Genomic DNA, 13,999 nt, shown 5'->3' with positions numbered 1-13,999 from the left:
TGGCCGGGACGGGCCGGAGAAGTCCTGGTCCATTCTACCGGGTGCGCGCCGCCCCGGCCGGGGCCCTAGCGGGGCCGGGCCTGCGCGACCTCCCGGGCCCGCTCGGCCAGGGTGTCGTCCAGCGGTGCGGCGTCGAAGACGCCGAGCCGGCGCTCCACCGCGGCGCGGATGAGGTGGTCGGCCACGGCGGGGTTCTTGGGCAGCATCGACCCGTGCAGGTAGGAGCCCACCACGTGGTGCACGCGGGCGCCCTCGGTACCGTCCTCCCCGTTGTTGCCCGCGCCCTTCACCACCCGTCCCAGCGGCGTCTGGTCCGGGCCGAGCCGGGTGACCCCGGAGTGGTTCTCGTAGCCGACGACGGTCCCGAACTCCGGGGACTCCAGCACGATGTTGCCGATCAGGCGCGTGGGTCCGCCCACGGTGGTCAGGTCGAGGATGCCGATGCCGGGCAGGGTCTCGCCGGCGCCGGTGCGGAACTCGTGGCCGAAGAGCTGGTAGAGACCGCAGATCGCGAGCATCGGCACGCCGTCGGCGGCCATGGCCCGCAGCTCGGGGGCGATCCGCTGCAGGTCCTCCTGGACCCGGAACTGTCCCGAGTCCTGGCCGCCGCCGCCCACCAGCAGGTCGGCGTCGGGCGGGAACGGGTCCCCGGGGTTGTGGTCGCTCAGCCGCACGGCGTAGCCGTACTTCTCCAGCCGGCGCTTGAGAGTGAGGGTGTTGCCCCAGTCTCCGTAGATGTTCATGTCCCGGGGGTAGAGCTGGACGAGGTGGACGGTGCGGTCGGTCACGGGGGCTCCGCTCAGATCTCGGCGACCTCGGCCACGCGGGACAGCTCCCGGCGCAGCTCGAGCATGGACGTGTAGGTGCAGAAGACGCGCATCGGCCGGTCCCCGGCCCCGGCGACGAAGCGCCGCAGGGCGTCGCCGAGGCCCGGGACCACGTCGCGCACCGTGACCTCGTCGTAGTCCAGGCGCAGGGCCATGTCCCACGCCCGGGTGCCGGAGACCACGTCCACGCCGCCGGAGCGCAGGGAGTGGAAGTCCACGTCCCACAGCCAGGAGACGTCGCGGCCGTCGGCGTACTCGTCGTTGATGGCGATCATCGTGGCGTAGTCGCCCGGCCGCGCCGAGGCCAGCGAGAGGCGGAACCCGGCGGGGTTCTTCACGAGCAGCAGCTGCAGCGGCCGGCCGTCCACGGTGATGGTCTCCCCGCGGCCGAAGGCGGGGGTGACGCGGGAGAGCTCGTCCACCAGCGCGGCGCGGTCCGCGTCGGGGCCGGCCACGGCGAGCGCCAGCGCGAGCGCGGCCGCCGCGTTGTACATGTTGTAGACGCCGTAGAGCTCCACGGTGGTCTCGACGGCCTCCCCGCCCACCGTGAGCCGGACCCGGTTCGCCTCGAAGGACGTCAGCTCCACGTCGGCGGCCGGCCGGGGCGCCAGCTCCGCCTCGTGGTCGGCCTCGGCGTCGGGACCGCCGGCCGAGCGCATGTCGTCGTCGGAGGGGAACATGGGCCGCAGCGGGGCGGACAGCCCGAACCAGCGGGTCTGCGTGCCCTCGGGGACGTGCTCCGCGAGGGACACGATCCGGGGGTCCTCCCGGTTGAGGACCACGGTGCCCGTGGTGGCCGCCGCGATCTGGGCGAGCATCCGCCGGGTGGTGTCGATCTCGCCGAAGCGGTCGAGCTGGTCGCGCATCACGTTGAGCAGCAGCGCGTGGCGGGGCTTGACCTGCTTGACGAAGTGCACGGCGTGCGCCTCGTCGAGCTCGAGCACGGCGACGTCCGCGTCGAGGCGGCCCGTGAGGCTCATCTCCCCGAGCAGGGCGGCGGCCACGCCGCGCACGAAGTTGGAGCCGGTGCGGTTGGTGAAGACCCTGTAGCCCTGCGAGCGCAGCAGCTGGACGGCCATCTTGGTGGTGGTCGTCTTGCCGTTGGTGCCGCTGATGAGCACCACGCCGTGCGGCAGCTTCGCGAGCTCCTCGGCCACGAACCCGGGGTGCAGCCGCTCCATCACGAGGCCGGGGAAGGCGGAGCCTCCGCCGCGCAGGGTGGTCAGGTACCGGATGCCTTGGCCGAGCAGGCGCACGTGGGGTCTGGACATGCGCTCCATCCTATGGTCTGCGCCCCGGCGGCGGCGGGCACCCGGGTGCGCCTGGGGCGGGCGGTCCGCGCGTCCCCCCAGGCCGCAGGGGGGACGGGCGACGACGACGCACGACACGGTGTCGCGGCGGGGTGCTGTGGACGGGCGGCGCACCGGCCGTAGGGTCGGACCATGAACGCCGCCGGCCCCGCCGTCCCTCCGTCCGTTCCGCCTCGCCGCATGCCGCCCTGGTGGGTGGTCCTGGCGTGTCTCGGCGGTCTCCTGGTGCTGGGCGGGGCGCTGCTGGTGCTGCTCCACCCGGCGGAGGCGTCGTTCGGGTGGTTCGCGGAAGCCTCGCCGGGCGACGCGGCGTTCCCGGCCATGACCCTGGTGACCCCGGAGGCCACGGCGGGGTGGGCCGGTGTGGTGGCCGGGCTCGTCCTGTGGGCCTTCTGCGCCGGCTGGCTCCTGGGCCGGCGCGCCTCGCGGCGGTGACCGGAGGGTCGAGGCCCTCGGCCGCGCCGTGCCCTCGGGTCAGGCCCGGTCCACGAGGTCCTCGACGGCGGCCGCCTCAGGCAGGGCGGCCCGGCTGCTCCGGTCCCTGCGGCGGAGGGTCCAGCGGTGCGTCGACGGCGTGGAGCTCGTTGCTGAGGCCGGTGCCGTCGAGGCCGTCCAGCGGGGTGATGTCCACGACGATGCCCGTCTGCACGTCGAGGTGCACGCGGTAGACCGTGGCGAGGTCGCCGCTGGTGAGGGTCGGGTCCTCACGGCCGTACTCGTGGATCCGGCTGGCGGCACTGTCCAGCAGAGGGCAGCACCCGCACCGCGGGGTGTAGCCGTTCTCCCTGTCCTCGCCGGCACCGAGCAGCGGCCGGCAGGCGGCCGACCAGGTGAGGCGGCCCCGCAGTGTCGTGGCGACGACCTCGCTGACGTCCACTCCCCGGCTCAGCTCGGCCGGGTCGAGCATGGCCGTCCACCGGTAGTCCTGCCACATCGGATCACCGTGGTCGAAGTGCCAGTCCTCCGGGCGCCGGGCGACCAGACCGTCCGGGCGCAGCACCACCTCCGGCTCCGGCGGCGGCGGTGACGGAACGGCGCCCTCCGCGTCGTCGTCGCAGGTCACCAGACTCACCGCCGCACCGTAGGGAGGCCCTTCGGCGACCTCGACGCCCCCGGAGGAGCGGACGACCACACGGCCGAGCCGCCGGTCGAGCCAGGCCTCGACCGGTTCGCCGTCCGGAGTGCTCCCGGCGTCCCGCTGCCGCCGGTGGGTGAAGTGCACGGTGGTGAACCGCCACGGCGAGCTGCGCGCCAGTGCGCGGAAGTCGTCGGCCGTGGGGACCTCGGGCAGGGAGTCACCGCTCATGCGACCGAGTAGAGCACATCCCGGTACTGTCGGACCATGACCGGGCAGGAGCTGTTCCCCATCGTCAACTGTGCGGATCTGGTCGGCACCGGGGCCTTCTACGAAGAGGTGTTCCACGCCGAACAGACGTACCGGTTCCCCGGAACGGGAGAGCCGGTCTTCCTCGTCCTGCGGGTGGGAGACGGTCAGCTGGGCCTGGGCGTCGGCACCACGGCGGCACGGTACGGCGACACCCCGCTGCCCGCGACCGGCCACGCGGTGGACCTGTGCGTCTACGTCGAGGACCTTCCGGCCGTCCTCGACGCCGCCCGCCGGGCCGGTGCGGCCGTGCCTGTCGATGCGGAGGCCATGCCGTGGGGCGAGACCGTCGCCTACGTCCGTGATCCCGAGGGCACGATGCTGCTGGTCGTCCAGTCCGGTGCGGACTGAGGGATCCTGGGCTCCTGCCCACGGGCCGGCCCCGGGTCCGGAGAACACCACCGACGATTCGGCAGAGGAGGCAACGCCAGTGGATCGCAACGTCGACCCGGTTCCCACGGAAAGGTCGGGCCCTCCCCCGCACGTGCGCGCGGAGCCTGCCTCGAGGGCCCCTGCCGCGCCCCGGCCCGCTGCCGGAGCCGACGCGCAGCGGCGGGAGGTCAAGGCCGCCCTGGCCCGGCGGACAGCTCCGCTGTGGCCGGCCCACGCGGCAGTGCGGCCGACGACGACGGCGCCGACCCGGCGGGACCGGCAACAGGTGCTCCGGCGGGCCGGACTGGAGCTCCAGCACCACGCGCTGGTGCTGCGCCGGATCACCACCGCCTACGCCGTGGCCGTGGCCGGGCCGCACTTCGAGGCCGGGTGGACCGTCGCAGACGTCCTGCACGCCCTGGACTGGACCCCGCAGAGCGTGCGCTACACCCACGACTCGGTCACCGGGATCGAGAACCCAGGCGCCTGGTTCGCCGCCCGCCTGCGCACCTGGACCCACCAGGACGGCACCCCGATGCGCTCGCCGGACCAGCGCGCCGCGGCGGAGGCCGAGCAGCGCCGGGCAGAGGCGGTGGCGGCCGCCCGACGCCACGCCTCCCCTCGGCCCCGGCAGCAGACCGCCGGGACGGACACCGGGGCCGCGGAGCCGGCCGTCGAGCCGCCGCGGACGACGGACCCGGATCGGCGGCCCTTCCGGGTGCGCTGGGCCGCCCAGATCGCCGCCGGCCGGGCGGAGGCGAGCCGGGGGTCCGGACGTCCGTGAGCCGGGTGCGCGGATGCCGCGCCCCCGGGGCGGGGCCCTACCGGACGGGCGGCCCCGTCTCCGCGGAGGCCGCCGGGGCGGTCCGGGCGACGGCGGCATGGGCCGCGGCGATCGCGTGCACCCGGTCCCGGCACCGGTACCAGCCGAGGACCAGCAGCGGCACGAGCAGCAGCAGGGAGGCGACAGTCCAGGTCCCGATCGGGGAGTCGAAGGCCATCAGCACGACGACGCTCACGAGGAACGCCAGGGTCAGCCAACCGGTGAAGGGCGCGCCGGGGAGCCGGAAGCCGGGGCGCTCCGCCCTGCCCTGCCGGGACCAGGAGACGAGCCGGAGGTGGCAGAGCATGATCATCGCCCAGGCGCTGATGATACCGACCGAAGCGAGGTTCAGCACGATCTCGAAGGCCTGGGCCGGCACCAGGGCGTTGAGCACCACGCCCAGCACGGCCACCGCCGCCGTCAGCACGATGCCGCCGTACGGGACGCCGGCCCGGTTCATCCGGCCCGCGAAGCGGGGGGCCGATCCGGCCAGGGACATCGAGCGCAGGATCCGGCCCGTGGAGTAGAGCCCGGCGTTGAGCGAGGACAGGGCCGCGGTGAGCACCACGAGGTTCATCACGGTGTCCATGCCGGCCACGCCGATGGAGCCGAAGAACGTCACGAACGGGCTCTCCCCCGCCTTGTAGGCGGTGTAGGGCAGGAGCAGGGACAGCAGGGTCAGCGACCCGACGTAGAAGACCGCGATGCGCACGATCACCGTGTTCACGGCGCGCGGCATGACCTTCTCGGGGTGCTCCGTCTCACCGGCCGCGGTGCCGATCAGCTCGATGGACGCGTAGGCGAAGACCACGCCCTGGATCACGACGACCGCCGGCAGCAGACCATTGGGCAGGAGCCCGCCGTTGTGGCCGATGAGGGACAGGCCCACCTCCTGGCCGTCGGCCGGGGTGCCGAAGAGCACCAGCCAGATCCCGACCACCAGGAAGGCGGAGAGCGCGGCCACCTTGATGAGGGCGAACCAGAACTCGAGCTCGCCGAAGACCTTGACCGAGACGAGGTTCAGCCCGAGGACGAGCAGCAGGGCGGCCAGGGCGTACTGCCACTGGGGGACGTCCCCGACGGGAGCCCAGTACCGGGCGAAGAACTTCATGTACAGCGCCACGGCGGTGATGTCCACGATCGCGGTCATGGCCCAGTTGAGCCAGTACAGCCAGCCGGTGAAGAAGGCCGCCTTCTCGCCGTAGAACTCCCGGGCGTAGGAGACGAAGGAGCCCGAGGACGGGCGGCGCACGACGAGCTCGCCCAGGGCGCGCAGGATGAGGAACGCGAAGAAGCCGCAGACCGCGTAGACGAGCACGAGGGCGGGCCCGGCGCTGGCCAGCCGCCCGCCGGCGCCCATGAACAGGCCGGTGCCGATGGCGCCGCCGATCGCGATCATCTGGATCTGCCGGGGCTTGAGCCCCTTGTGGTAGCCCTCGTCCTCCGCGTGGAGCACGTCGAGGGCGGCGGTCGGCGGCTGGGCCGGGGTGGCGTGGCGCCGGTCCGGGTGGTGGACGGACACAGGTGGCATGGCTCGGTCTCCTGGGTGGTGGCGGAAGAGCTCGTGGACGGGTCAGACGGTGAGGTTGGCCAGGCGCTCCGGGCGCAGGATGCGGCCCAGCTCCTCGGCGGTCAGCAGACCGCGCTCGCGCACCAGCTCCGCGACGCCGGCGCCCGTGACCAGGGCCTCCTGGGCGATCGCGGTGGCCGTGGCGTAGCCCAGGTGGGGGTTCAACGCGGTCACCAGGCCGATGGAGTGCTCCACCGACGCGCGCAGGTGCTCCTCGTTGGCGGTGATGCCGCGCACGCAGCGCTCCGTGAGCGTGGTGCAGGCCGCCCGGAGGTGGGCGACGCTCTTGTGCAGGCTGTGGACGATGATCGGCTCGAAGGCGTTGAGCTGCAGCTGTCCGCTCTCGGCGGCCATGGTGATCGTGACGTCGTTGCCGATGACCTCGTAGGCGACCTGGCTGACGACCTCGGGGATCACCGGGTTGATCTTGCCCGGCATGATCGAGGAGCCGGACTGCACGGCGGGCAGGGTGATCTCGCCCAGCCCCGCCCGGGGCCCGGAGGAGAGCAGCCGCAGGTCGTTGCAGATCTTGGACAGCTTCACCGCCACCCGCTTGAGCACCCCGGACAGGTGCACGAAGGACCCGACGTCCTGGGTGGCCTCCACGAGGTCGACGGCGGTGACCAGCGGCAGGCCGGTGACGGCGGCCAGGTGGCGGCAGGCCGCGGCGGCGTAGCCGTCCGGGGCGTTGAGCCCGGTGCCGATCGCCGTCGCCCCGAGGTTGATCTCGTGGACCAGCAGGCTCGCCTCGGCGAGGCGCTGGCGGTCCTCCCGGATCATCACGGCGTAGGTGCCGAACTCCTGGCCCAGGGTCATGGGCACGGCGTCCTGCAGCTGGGTGCGGCCCATCTTCACGACGGTGCGGAACTCGCGGGCCTTCGCCGCGAAGGCGTCCTCCAGCACCTCCAGGGCCGCCAGCAGCTCCTGCACGCCGGTGATCGTGGCGATCTTCACGGCCGTGGGGTAGGCGTCGTTGGTGGACTGCGACAGGTTGACGTGGTCGTTGGGGTGCAGCCGGGAGTACTCCCCCTTGCCGGCGCCCAGCAGCTCCAGGGCCCGGTTGGCGATCACCTCGTTGGCGTTCATGTTGGAGGAGGTGCCGGCGCCGCCCTGGATCACGTCCACGCGGAACTGCTCGTGGAGGCGCCCGCCCAGGATCTCCTGGCAGGCCCCCACGACGGCGTCGGCCCGGGCGGTGTCGAGCAGCCCGAGCTCGTGGTTGGCGCGGGCGGCGGCGAGCTTGACGGCCGCCAGTCCCCGCACCAGGTGGGCGTGGCCGCCCAGGGGCAGGCCGGTGATGGGGAAGTTCTCCACGGCGCGCAGGGTCTGCACGCCCCAGTAGGCGTCGGCGGGGACCTGGCGGTCGCCGAGCAGGTCGTGCTCGGTGCGGAAGGCGGGAGCGGTCATGGTTCTCTCGGTTCTCTCGGGTGTCACGAGGTGGTGGACGGCAGCGGGACGGTGGGTCAGCGGGACGGTGGGTCAGCGGGACGAGGGCGGTCTCTCATGGAGCGGGAGGGACAGCGAGCAGTGGCTCAGGGGGCGGCGGCGAGGGCGACGGCGTGCAGCGACCCCACGGTGCGGCCCCCGCCGAGCACGGGGACCCGGCCCAGGCCGGCGAGCGCCGCGGGGTCCACCCCGAGCCGCTGCAGGGCCTGCACGGTCACCGGCATCCGGGCGCGGTCGGCGCCGTCGGCGATCTTCACGGCCAGACCGCGCCCGTCCGGCAGGCCCACGAGCTGCAGGCCCTCGAAGCCGTCCTTGGCGAGCAGACCGGGGACCCTGCGCATGAGCTCCGTGACGTCACGGCCCTCGCCGGCCACCTGCTCGGGGTGCCCGGTCATGGCGGACGCGACCCAGGCCTCGGGCGTGCCCGGGGCGGCGGAGGCCAGCCGGGCGAAGGCGGTGGCCATGCCCCGGAGGGTGACGGCGTGCAGGGGGGTGCCGCAGCCGTCGGTGCTGCCGGGCCCCAGCGGTTCGCCGGTCAGCTCCGCCACGACCTCGCCGATCAGCAGCTGCAGCGGGTGGCCGGGGTCGGTGTAGCCGGCCACGGGCCAGCCGTTGACCCGGCAGGTGGCGACCATGGCGGCGTGCTTGCCGGAGCAGTTCTGGGCCAGGCGGGTGGGCCCTTCGCCGGCGCGCAGGGCGGCGGCCCGTTCGGCGGGCCCGTACGGCAGGTCGGGCACGTTCTCCAGGGCGGTCTCGTCCGCGCCGTGGCCGGCGAGGATGCGGCGCGCGCCGTCGCGGTGCCGGGGCGCCCCGGAGTGGCTGGCCGCGGCCAGTGCCAGCAGGGGCCCGGGCAGCTCGAGGCCGGCGCGGAGCATGGCCACCGCCTGCAGCGGCTTGAGGGAGGAGCGGGGGTAGAAGAGGGCCAGGGGGTCTCCGGCCTCGAGCAGGATCCGCCCGGCGGCGTCCGTGGCCACGAGCGAGCCGTGGTGGACGCTCTCGACGACGCCGTCGCGGACCTGTTCGGCGACGGGCACGTGCTGCGGGCGGGCGGTGGACAGGGGTGCCCCGAGGGCTGCGGTGGTCATGCTGGGTCCTTGCTGGAGGTGATCGGTGCGGGCGGGGGCGCGCGCCGGAGGGAGGCGCCGGAGGGCGCCCCGCGCGGAACGGAGGGCAGGGTCGAGGGCAGGAGGACGGGCGAGCAGGGCGAGGACCGCGGCTGCCCGGGCGGAGGCCGGGGAGGCCGGAACAGTGGCCGGGACGGCCGGCGGGCTACTCGCCGGTGATGGCGCCGAGGGCGCCGCGCACGGCCGCGAGGTGGTCCTGCATGGCCGCTTCCGCCTCGTCGGCCGCGCCGTCGCGGATCGCGTGGAAGATGCGCAGGTGCTCCTCGTCCGAGCGCTTCTGGCGGGCCGCCACCACGTTGAGGGTCTCGGACTGGTGGAAGAGCGCCTCGCGGATGTCGGCGATGACCTTCTCGAACACCCGGTTGTGGCTGATCCGGGCGACGGCGGCGTGGAAGCTGGTGTCCAGCTCGACCCAGGCCTGGGGGTCGTCCTCGGCCGCCATCGCCGCCACGACGTCCTGCAGGAAGCGCACGTCCTCCTCGGTGCGGCGGCGCGCGGCGAGACCGGCCGCGGGGACCTCGATGTGCGGCCGGGCCTCGTGCAGGTCCCGGGCCGAGTACGCGCCCAGGGCCAGGTCCTCGGCCACCCGCTGGGAGACGACGAACGTCCCCTTGCCGGTGCGGCTGACGGTCAGGCCCAGCGCCGCGCAGGAGCGCAGCGCCTCGCGGATCACGGACCGGCTCACGCCGTACCCCTGGGCCAGCGCAGCCTCCGAGGGCAGCTTCTCCCCCACGGCGAGGCGCCCCTCCCGGATCTGCGCGAGCAGGTCCTTGAAGACGGCCTCCGCCGCACTGAAGCGCTCCACCGGCTGTCCGGCTGTCTGACAGGTTCATGTGGTCCAGCATGATACGGATCACACCGGGCTGTCAAGGGGCCACGAGCCGGTTTCCTGCACGTCTCGTGCAGGTTCTCGCCAGGTCCGCCTGCTGTGCTGGAGCCGGCATCCCCACACCCCGAGCGGAAGCAGGTGCATCATCGCCGCCAGAACCACCAGAACCGCCGGCACCGCGCACCGGGACCGGAGCCGCCCCCTGCGCTCGCTCCTCGCACTGCTTCTCGTGCTCGGGATGCTGGCGGGAGCACTGGTGCTCCTCGGGCCCGGCCTGATCAGCGGCCTGCGCACCGGAGACGGCGGGCTGACCTGGGGTGCCGAGTGCGTCGTCGAGACCGCGGACGGAGCGGTCGGGCTCGACCGCGAGGAGGCGAAGCGGGCCACGACCGCGGTGGCGCTCGCCGCCCGCGGGGTGGAGGCCCCGGACACCTCCGGCCTCGACCCGGCGGTGCTGCGGCGCCTGGCCGACGGACCACCCGAGGACGCCGGCGCGAGCCTGAGCTGCCGGGGCTCAGCGGCCGACGACCTGCCGCAGCAGCAGCTGACCGCAACCGGCCTGACCCCGCGCGCCGAGCGGGTGCGCGCAGCGATGACCGAGGTGTTCGGAGAGCAGAGTCTGGGCGGGTTCGCCCCCTGCGGCGTCGGCCAGGGGCACGGCGAGGAGTCGACGCACTACGACGGCCGCGCCGTCGACGTCTTCTTCCGCCCCGTGACCGAGGAGAACCGGCGCGAGGGGTGGCTGCTGGCCCACTGGCTGGTCGCGCACGCCGAGGACCTGGACGTCCAGTACGTCATCTTCGACGACCGCTTCTGGAGCGTGCACAGCTCGCGGGGGCGGTGGCGGGACTACGACGCGCCCGAGCCCGGCAACGAGATCCTGCGCCACCTCGACCACGTGCACGTGGACGTGCTGCGGGGCGGTCCGGAGTGAGGAGCCGGTCGCAGCGCCGGGCCCCGGAACCGGCCTCCGCGTCGCGAACGATGACCACGGGAGGGGTGTGCACGGGCGACGCCCGGTCCTAGGGTGAGGAGCGGACCGGGCGGCTCCGGACGGGTCGGACCGCAGCGCCCGGGGACACCGGGGACCGAAGCCGGCCCCCGGGACGCGGTCCGCCGCACCCGTCGAGGAAAGGACCCGCCATGAGCGCCACCGACGACCTCCTGCACCACGCCGAGGCCTACGCCGCCGCCTTCACCAAGGGCGATCTGCCCATGCCCCCGGCCCTGCCGGTGGCCGTGGTGGCCTGCATGGACGCCCGGCTCAACCCCTACGGACTGCTGGGGCTGAGCGAGGGCGACGCCCACGTCATCCGCAACGCGGGCGGGGTGATCACCGACGACGAGATCCGGTCCCTGGTCATCAGCCAGCGACTGCTGGGCACCCGGGAGATCATCCTCATCCACCACACCGACTGCGGCATGCTCACCTTCACCGACGACGCCTTCACGGCACAGATCGAGGCCGACACCGGGATGCGCCCGCCGTGGTCACCGGAGTCCTTCACCGATCCCGACGACGACGTCCGCCGGTCCATGGCGCGGATCACCGAGAACCCCTTCGTCCCGCACCGGGACAGCGTGCGGGGCTTCGTCTACGACGTCACCGACGGCTCCCTCCGCGAAGTCCGCTGACTCCTGCACCGTCCTCCCACCCCGAGGGCCCCGCCACCCGGAGCGGGCGGAGGGACCCTGTTCGGGGTCCGGCGATCAGTGGGCGACCGTGACGCGGCGGCGGGAGATCGCCGGGCCAGGGCGCGACACGCGGGAGCGGCTGATCTCGCAGAAGCCGCAGCCCAGGGCTCCGCGACGCGGCGGACCCGGGCCCGCGGGGCTGCTTTCCGCCTCCGGGGACGGCCGGTTCCCCACAGGGGACGGCGTCGTGGGCTATGAATGGAACGACCACGGACGGACCCCCAGGAGGACACGGTGACGAAGCACGACGACTCCCAGCCCATCACCTCTGTCATCAACACGGGTGAGCTGATGCGGCAGCTGGCGCAGAAGGAGGCCGACCACCGACGCCGGGTCCAGGCCTGGACCACCGACGGCGTCGAGGAGCTGACGGACACGGCAGAGCTGCTCGACATCGCCCTGCACCACAGCGACGTCGACGTGGCGGCTGCCGCGCTCGGCAGCGACCACCTGAGCGCCGCCGACCGTCGCCACGCGGCCGAGAACGCCACCGACCCGCACGTGCGTGCCGCCGCGCGAGCGGAGGCGACCCGACGCGGCGAGGACCGGGACGGACACAGCTGACGACCCGCCGCTGGACGCACGACGGACCTCGGATCCGCTGCCCCTCTTGTGCCCGGGCGGCTCCGGCGGGTTGAGTGGGGGCATGGGGAAAGTGATCTACTCCGTCGCCTCCTCGCTGGACGGCTACAACTCGGACGAGCAGGGCAGCTTCTCCTGGGCCGTGCCCGACGAGGCCGTCGTCGCCGCCCTGACCACGGACCTGGCACCGGTCAGCACCTACCTCTACGGGCGGCGCATGTACGAGACCATGGCCGTCTGGGAGACCGACCCGTCCGCGGCGACGTGGTCCCCGGAGTCGGCGCGCTTCGCGGAGACCTGGAAGCGCGCCGAGAAGATCGTCTTCTCCTCCTCCCTCGGCCGGACCTGGACCGAGCGCACCCGGCTCGAGCGGGAGTTCACCGCCGCGGCTCTCGAGCGCGCGAGGTCCGAGGCGTCCGGCGACCTCACGATCGAGGGCCCGACCCTCGCCGGCAGTGCCCTGCGGCTGGGGCTGGTCGACGTGGTCGAGCTCCTGCTGTGCCCGGTCACGGTGGGCGGCGGCACCCCGGTCTTCCCCGACGGACTGTCCCTGGAGCTGCGCCTCCTCCGGGAGCGCCGCTTCGACAACGGCATGGTCCAGGTCGGCTACGAGGTCCGCCACCCCCGGTCCCGCGGATAGCAGCGGCGTGGACGGGACGAGACTTCAGCAGATCGCCATGGAGGCGGCCGCCGGACTGCCGGCCGTGACGCACACCTGCCCCTTCGGCCCGGACCACGAGGTGTTCAAGGTCGTGGGCAGGATCTTCCTGATGACCACGGAAGCACCCGGGAAGCCGATCGTGACGCTCAAGTGCGAGCCCCCGCACGCGATGGCGCTGCGCCAGGAGTTCCCCACGATCACCCCCGGCTACCACATGAACAAGCAGCACTGGATCTCCCTCGCCGCCGGCCCGGGGATCACCCCGGACCTCGTCGAGGAGCTGGTGCTGAACGCCTACGAGCTCGTCGTCGAAGGACTCCCCCGGGCCAAGCGCCCGGTGCTGCGCCACATGCGCACCGGAGCACAGCCCTGAGCGGGCGTCCTGCCGTCCGCGTCCGGCGTCGGGGGCGCGATGCGAGCACGGGGTCCGTCCGAGCGGTCGCGGAGTCAGTGCTCGTCCGGTGGTGCCGGGCGGCTCCGTCGAGCGGCTTCGCGCAGCGCCGTCAGGGCCGTGTGGATCAGCCGCGCCCGGGTGGGGTGGGTGCGGGTGTGGGCGACGATGCGCCGGTGCACGGCCGGGTCGACCAGCGGCCTCGAGGTGAGAGCCGCCGGCAGCCCGGCGAGCGCGATCCGGGGCAGCACCGTGATGCCCAGCCCGGCCGCGGCGAGGCTGGTGGCCGCATGGTGGTCGTCGAGACGGGCGACGTAGTGCGGGGTGTAGCCGGCGGCGTGACAGGCACGGGTGATGATGCGCCCGGTGGGGCCGTCGTGGATGTCGTGGTCGATCCAGGGCTCGTCGCGCAGCTGGGCCATCGTCACCGCGGGGCGTGCGGCCAGCGGGTGGTCGACCGGCAGCACCACGCAGAAGTCCTCCTCGTGCAGGGCATGGCGCTGGTATCCCCCCAGGTGGACGAGGGGCCCGTCGAGGGACTCGTTGCGCACGTCGACGTCGGGGGCCCGGCGGCCTCCGGTGGAGTGCAGCTCGTTGATGCTGATTTCCACCACCACGTCCGGGGACCGAGCGCGCAGGGCGAGCACCACCCCGGGCATCCAGGCCTGGGCCAGGGACGCGAAGCAGGCGACGGCGATCTGCTCGGCCCGGCCCTGCCGCAGATCCTCCACGGTGCGCTCGAGGCGTTCCAGGCTGCTGAGGGTCTCCGCGCTGGCCTCGCACAGGTGCCGGGCGGCCGGGGTGGCCTCGATGCCCCGGCCGCTCTTCTCGAACAGCACCAGCCCGGTCTGCCGGGCCAGGGCGCGGAGGTGCTGGCTGACGGTGGCCGGGGCCAGGTGGAGGTTCCGGGCGGCGGCGTGGATCGAGCCGGCGGCGATGACCGCGCGCAGGATGGTGAGCCGGTGTGGATCGAGCATGCCCCGAT

16 protein-coding genes are annotated in these 13,999 nt (G+C 73.8%); 8 read left to right on the top strand and 8 right to left on the bottom strand.

Annotation, left to right across the window (positions count from 1 at the left end; all coding sequences use genetic code 11):
• Nucleotides 1–65 precede the first annotated feature (65 nt).
• A complete protein-coding gene (locus tag EQG70_RS09200) occupies nt 66–743 on the bottom strand; it encodes a type 1 glutamine amidotransferase (protein WP_109269178.1) in 678 nt (225 codons plus the stop codon).
• A gap of 56 nt (nt 744–799) precedes the next feature.
• Nucleotides 800–2,107, bottom strand: coding sequence for a Mur ligase family protein (locus tag EQG70_RS09195; protein WP_109269141.1), 1,308 nt, complete (start codon nt 2,105–2,107; stop codon nt 800–802).
• 210 nt (nt 2,108–2,317) lie between these two features.
• On the opposite strand from EQG70_RS09195, the gene EQG70_RS09190 reads away from it, so the two are divergent.
• Nucleotides 2,318–2,572, top strand: a complete 255-nt coding sequence (locus EQG70_RS09190; protein ID WP_138976468.1) for a hypothetical protein — start codon at nt 2,318–2,320, stop codon at nt 2,570–2,572.
• Between the two features lie 76 nt (nt 2,573–2,648).
• Here the strand turns inward: EQG70_RS09190 and EQG70_RS09185 are convergent, their stop codons facing one another.
• The gene (locus EQG70_RS09185; protein WP_109222668.1) at nt 2,649–3,443 is read right to left on the bottom strand and encodes a hypothetical protein; all 795 of its coding nucleotides are present in this window, start codon (nt 3,441–3,443) and stop codon (nt 2,649–2,651) included.
• A gap of 36 nt (nt 3,444–3,479) precedes the next feature.
• On the opposite strand from EQG70_RS09185, the gene EQG70_RS09180 reads away from it, so the two are divergent.
• Both EQG70_RS09180 and EQG70_RS09175 read left to right on the top strand, forming a co-directional pair.
• Entirely contained in the window at nt 3,480–3,872 is a 393-nt protein-coding gene (locus EQG70_RS09180; protein WP_109269140.1) for a VOC family protein, read from the top strand.
• A 307-nt stretch (nt 3,873–4,179) separates the two neighbouring features.
• Entirely contained in the window at nt 4,180–4,677 is a 498-nt protein-coding gene (locus EQG70_RS09175; protein WP_109269139.1) for a hypothetical protein, read from the top strand.
• Nucleotides 4,678–4,714: 37 nt separating this feature from the next.
• Here the strand turns inward: EQG70_RS09175 and EQG70_RS09170 are convergent, their stop codons facing one another.
• The 4 genes from EQG70_RS09170 to EQG70_RS09155 all read right to left on the bottom strand — a co-directional run bounded on the left by EQG70_RS09170 (nt 4,715) and on the right by EQG70_RS09155 (nt 9,661).
• Nucleotides 4,715–6,247 (bottom strand): amino acid permease, encoded by a 1,533-nt coding sequence (locus tag EQG70_RS09170; RefSeq protein WP_244296702.1) that lies wholly within the window; start codon nt 6,245–6,247, stop codon nt 4,715–4,717.
• A gap of 42 nt (nt 6,248–6,289) precedes the next feature.
• On the bottom strand, nt 6,290–7,693 hold the full coding sequence (locus EQG70_RS09165; protein ID WP_109269137.1) for an aspartate ammonia-lyase: 1,404 nt from the start codon (nt 7,691–7,693) through the stop codon (nt 6,290–6,292).
• Between the two features lie 125 nt (nt 7,694–7,818).
• Nucleotides 7,819–8,817, bottom strand: coding sequence for an asparaginase (locus tag EQG70_RS09160; protein ID WP_109269136.1), 999 nt, complete (start codon nt 8,815–8,817; stop codon nt 7,819–7,821).
• A gap of 184 nt (nt 8,818–9,001) precedes the next feature.
• Nucleotides 9,002–9,661 (bottom strand): FadR/GntR family transcriptional regulator, encoded by a 660-nt coding sequence (locus EQG70_RS09155; protein ID WP_109269135.1) that lies wholly within the window; start codon nt 9,659–9,661, stop codon nt 9,002–9,004.
• 262 nt (nt 9,662–9,923) lie between these two features.
• Here EQG70_RS09155 and EQG70_RS09150 point away from each other — a divergent pair, with 262 nt between their 5' ends.
• The 5 genes from EQG70_RS09150 (at nt 9,924) to EQG70_RS09130 (ending at nt 12,996) form a co-directional block, all read left to right on the top strand.
• Entirely contained in the window at nt 9,924–10,619 is a 696-nt protein-coding gene (locus EQG70_RS09150) for a VldE C-terminal domain-containing protein (RefSeq protein WP_244296700.1), read from the top strand.
• A 209-nt stretch (nt 10,620–10,828) separates the two neighbouring features.
• Nucleotides 10,829–11,320 (top strand): beta-class carbonic anhydrase, encoded by a 492-nt coding sequence (locus EQG70_RS09145; protein ID WP_109222673.1) that lies wholly within the window; start codon nt 10,829–10,831, stop codon nt 11,318–11,320.
• A gap of 294 nt (nt 11,321–11,614) precedes the next feature.
• Nucleotides 11,615–11,944, top strand: a complete 330-nt coding sequence (locus EQG70_RS09140; protein ID WP_109269133.1) for a hypothetical protein — start codon at nt 11,615–11,617, stop codon at nt 11,942–11,944.
• A gap of 82 nt (nt 11,945–12,026) precedes the next feature.
• Nucleotides 12,027–12,602 (top strand): dihydrofolate reductase family protein, encoded by a 576-nt coding sequence (locus EQG70_RS09135; protein ID WP_109269132.1) that lies wholly within the window; start codon nt 12,027–12,029, stop codon nt 12,600–12,602.
• Between the two features lie 7 nt (nt 12,603–12,609).
• Entirely contained in the window at nt 12,610–12,996 is a 387-nt protein-coding gene (locus EQG70_RS09130; protein WP_167508878.1) for an MmcQ/YjbR family DNA-binding protein, read from the top strand.
• A 74-nt stretch (nt 12,997–13,070) separates the two neighbouring features.
• On the opposite strand, the gene EQG70_RS09125 is transcribed toward EQG70_RS09130, so the two are convergent.
• Entirely contained in the window at nt 13,071–13,991 is a 921-nt protein-coding gene (locus EQG70_RS09125) for a LysR family transcriptional regulator (protein ID WP_109269130.1), read from the bottom strand.
• Nucleotides 13,992–13,999 lie beyond the last annotated feature (8 nt).

The sequence above is a fragment of the Kocuria rosea genome, assembly GCF_006094695.1.
Classification (GTDB): domain Bacteria; phylum Actinomycetota; class Actinomycetes; order Actinomycetales; family Micrococcaceae; genus Kocuria; species Kocuria rosea.
The sequence above is the reverse complement of the archived record's forward strand: the minus strand, read 5'-3'. Positions and strand labels throughout refer to the sequence as shown.

Coding starts and splice junctions, on each gene's coding strand:
- EQG70_RS09145 (WP_109222673.1), top strand. CDS start 10,829: ATGAGCGCCACCGACGACCTCCTGCACCACGCCGAGGCCTACGCCGCC.
- EQG70_RS09135 (WP_109269132.1), top strand. CDS start 12,027: ATGGGGAAAGTGATCTACTCCGTCGCCTCCTCGCTGGACGGCTACAAC.
- EQG70_RS09160 (WP_109269136.1), bottom strand. CDS start 8,817: ATGACCACCGCAGCCCTCGGGGCACCCCTGTCCACCGCCCGCCCGCAG.
- EQG70_RS09125 (WP_109269130.1), bottom strand. CDS start 13,991: ATGCTCGATCCACACCGGCTCACCATCCTGCGCGCGGTCATCGCCGCC.
- EQG70_RS09165 (WP_109269137.1), bottom strand. CDS start 7,693: ATGACCGCTCCCGCCTTCCGCACCGAGCACGACCTGCTCGGCGACCGC.
- EQG70_RS09150 (WP_244296700.1), top strand. CDS start 9,924: ATGCTGGCGGGAGCACTGGTGCTCCTCGGGCCCGGCCTGATCAGCGGC.
- EQG70_RS09170 (WP_244296702.1), bottom strand. CDS start 6,247: ATGCCACCTGTGTCCGTCCACCACCCGGACCGGCGCCACGCCACCCCG.
- EQG70_RS09195 (WP_109269141.1), bottom strand. CDS start 2,107: ATGGAGCGCATGTCCAGACCCCACGTGCGCCTGCTCGGCCAAGGCATC.
- EQG70_RS09200 (WP_109269178.1), bottom strand. CDS start 743: ATGAACATCTACGGAGACTGGGGCAACACCCTCACTCTCAAGCGCCGG.
- EQG70_RS09185 (WP_109222668.1), bottom strand. CDS start 3,443: ATGAGCGGTGACTCCCTGCCCGAGGTCCCCACGGCCGACGACTTCCGC.
- EQG70_RS09180 (WP_109269140.1), top strand. CDS start 3,480: ATGACCGGGCAGGAGCTGTTCCCCATCGTCAACTGTGCGGATCTGGTC.
- EQG70_RS09190 (WP_138976468.1), top strand. CDS start 2,318: ATGCCGCCCTGGTGGGTGGTCCTGGCGTGTCTCGGCGGTCTCCTGGTG.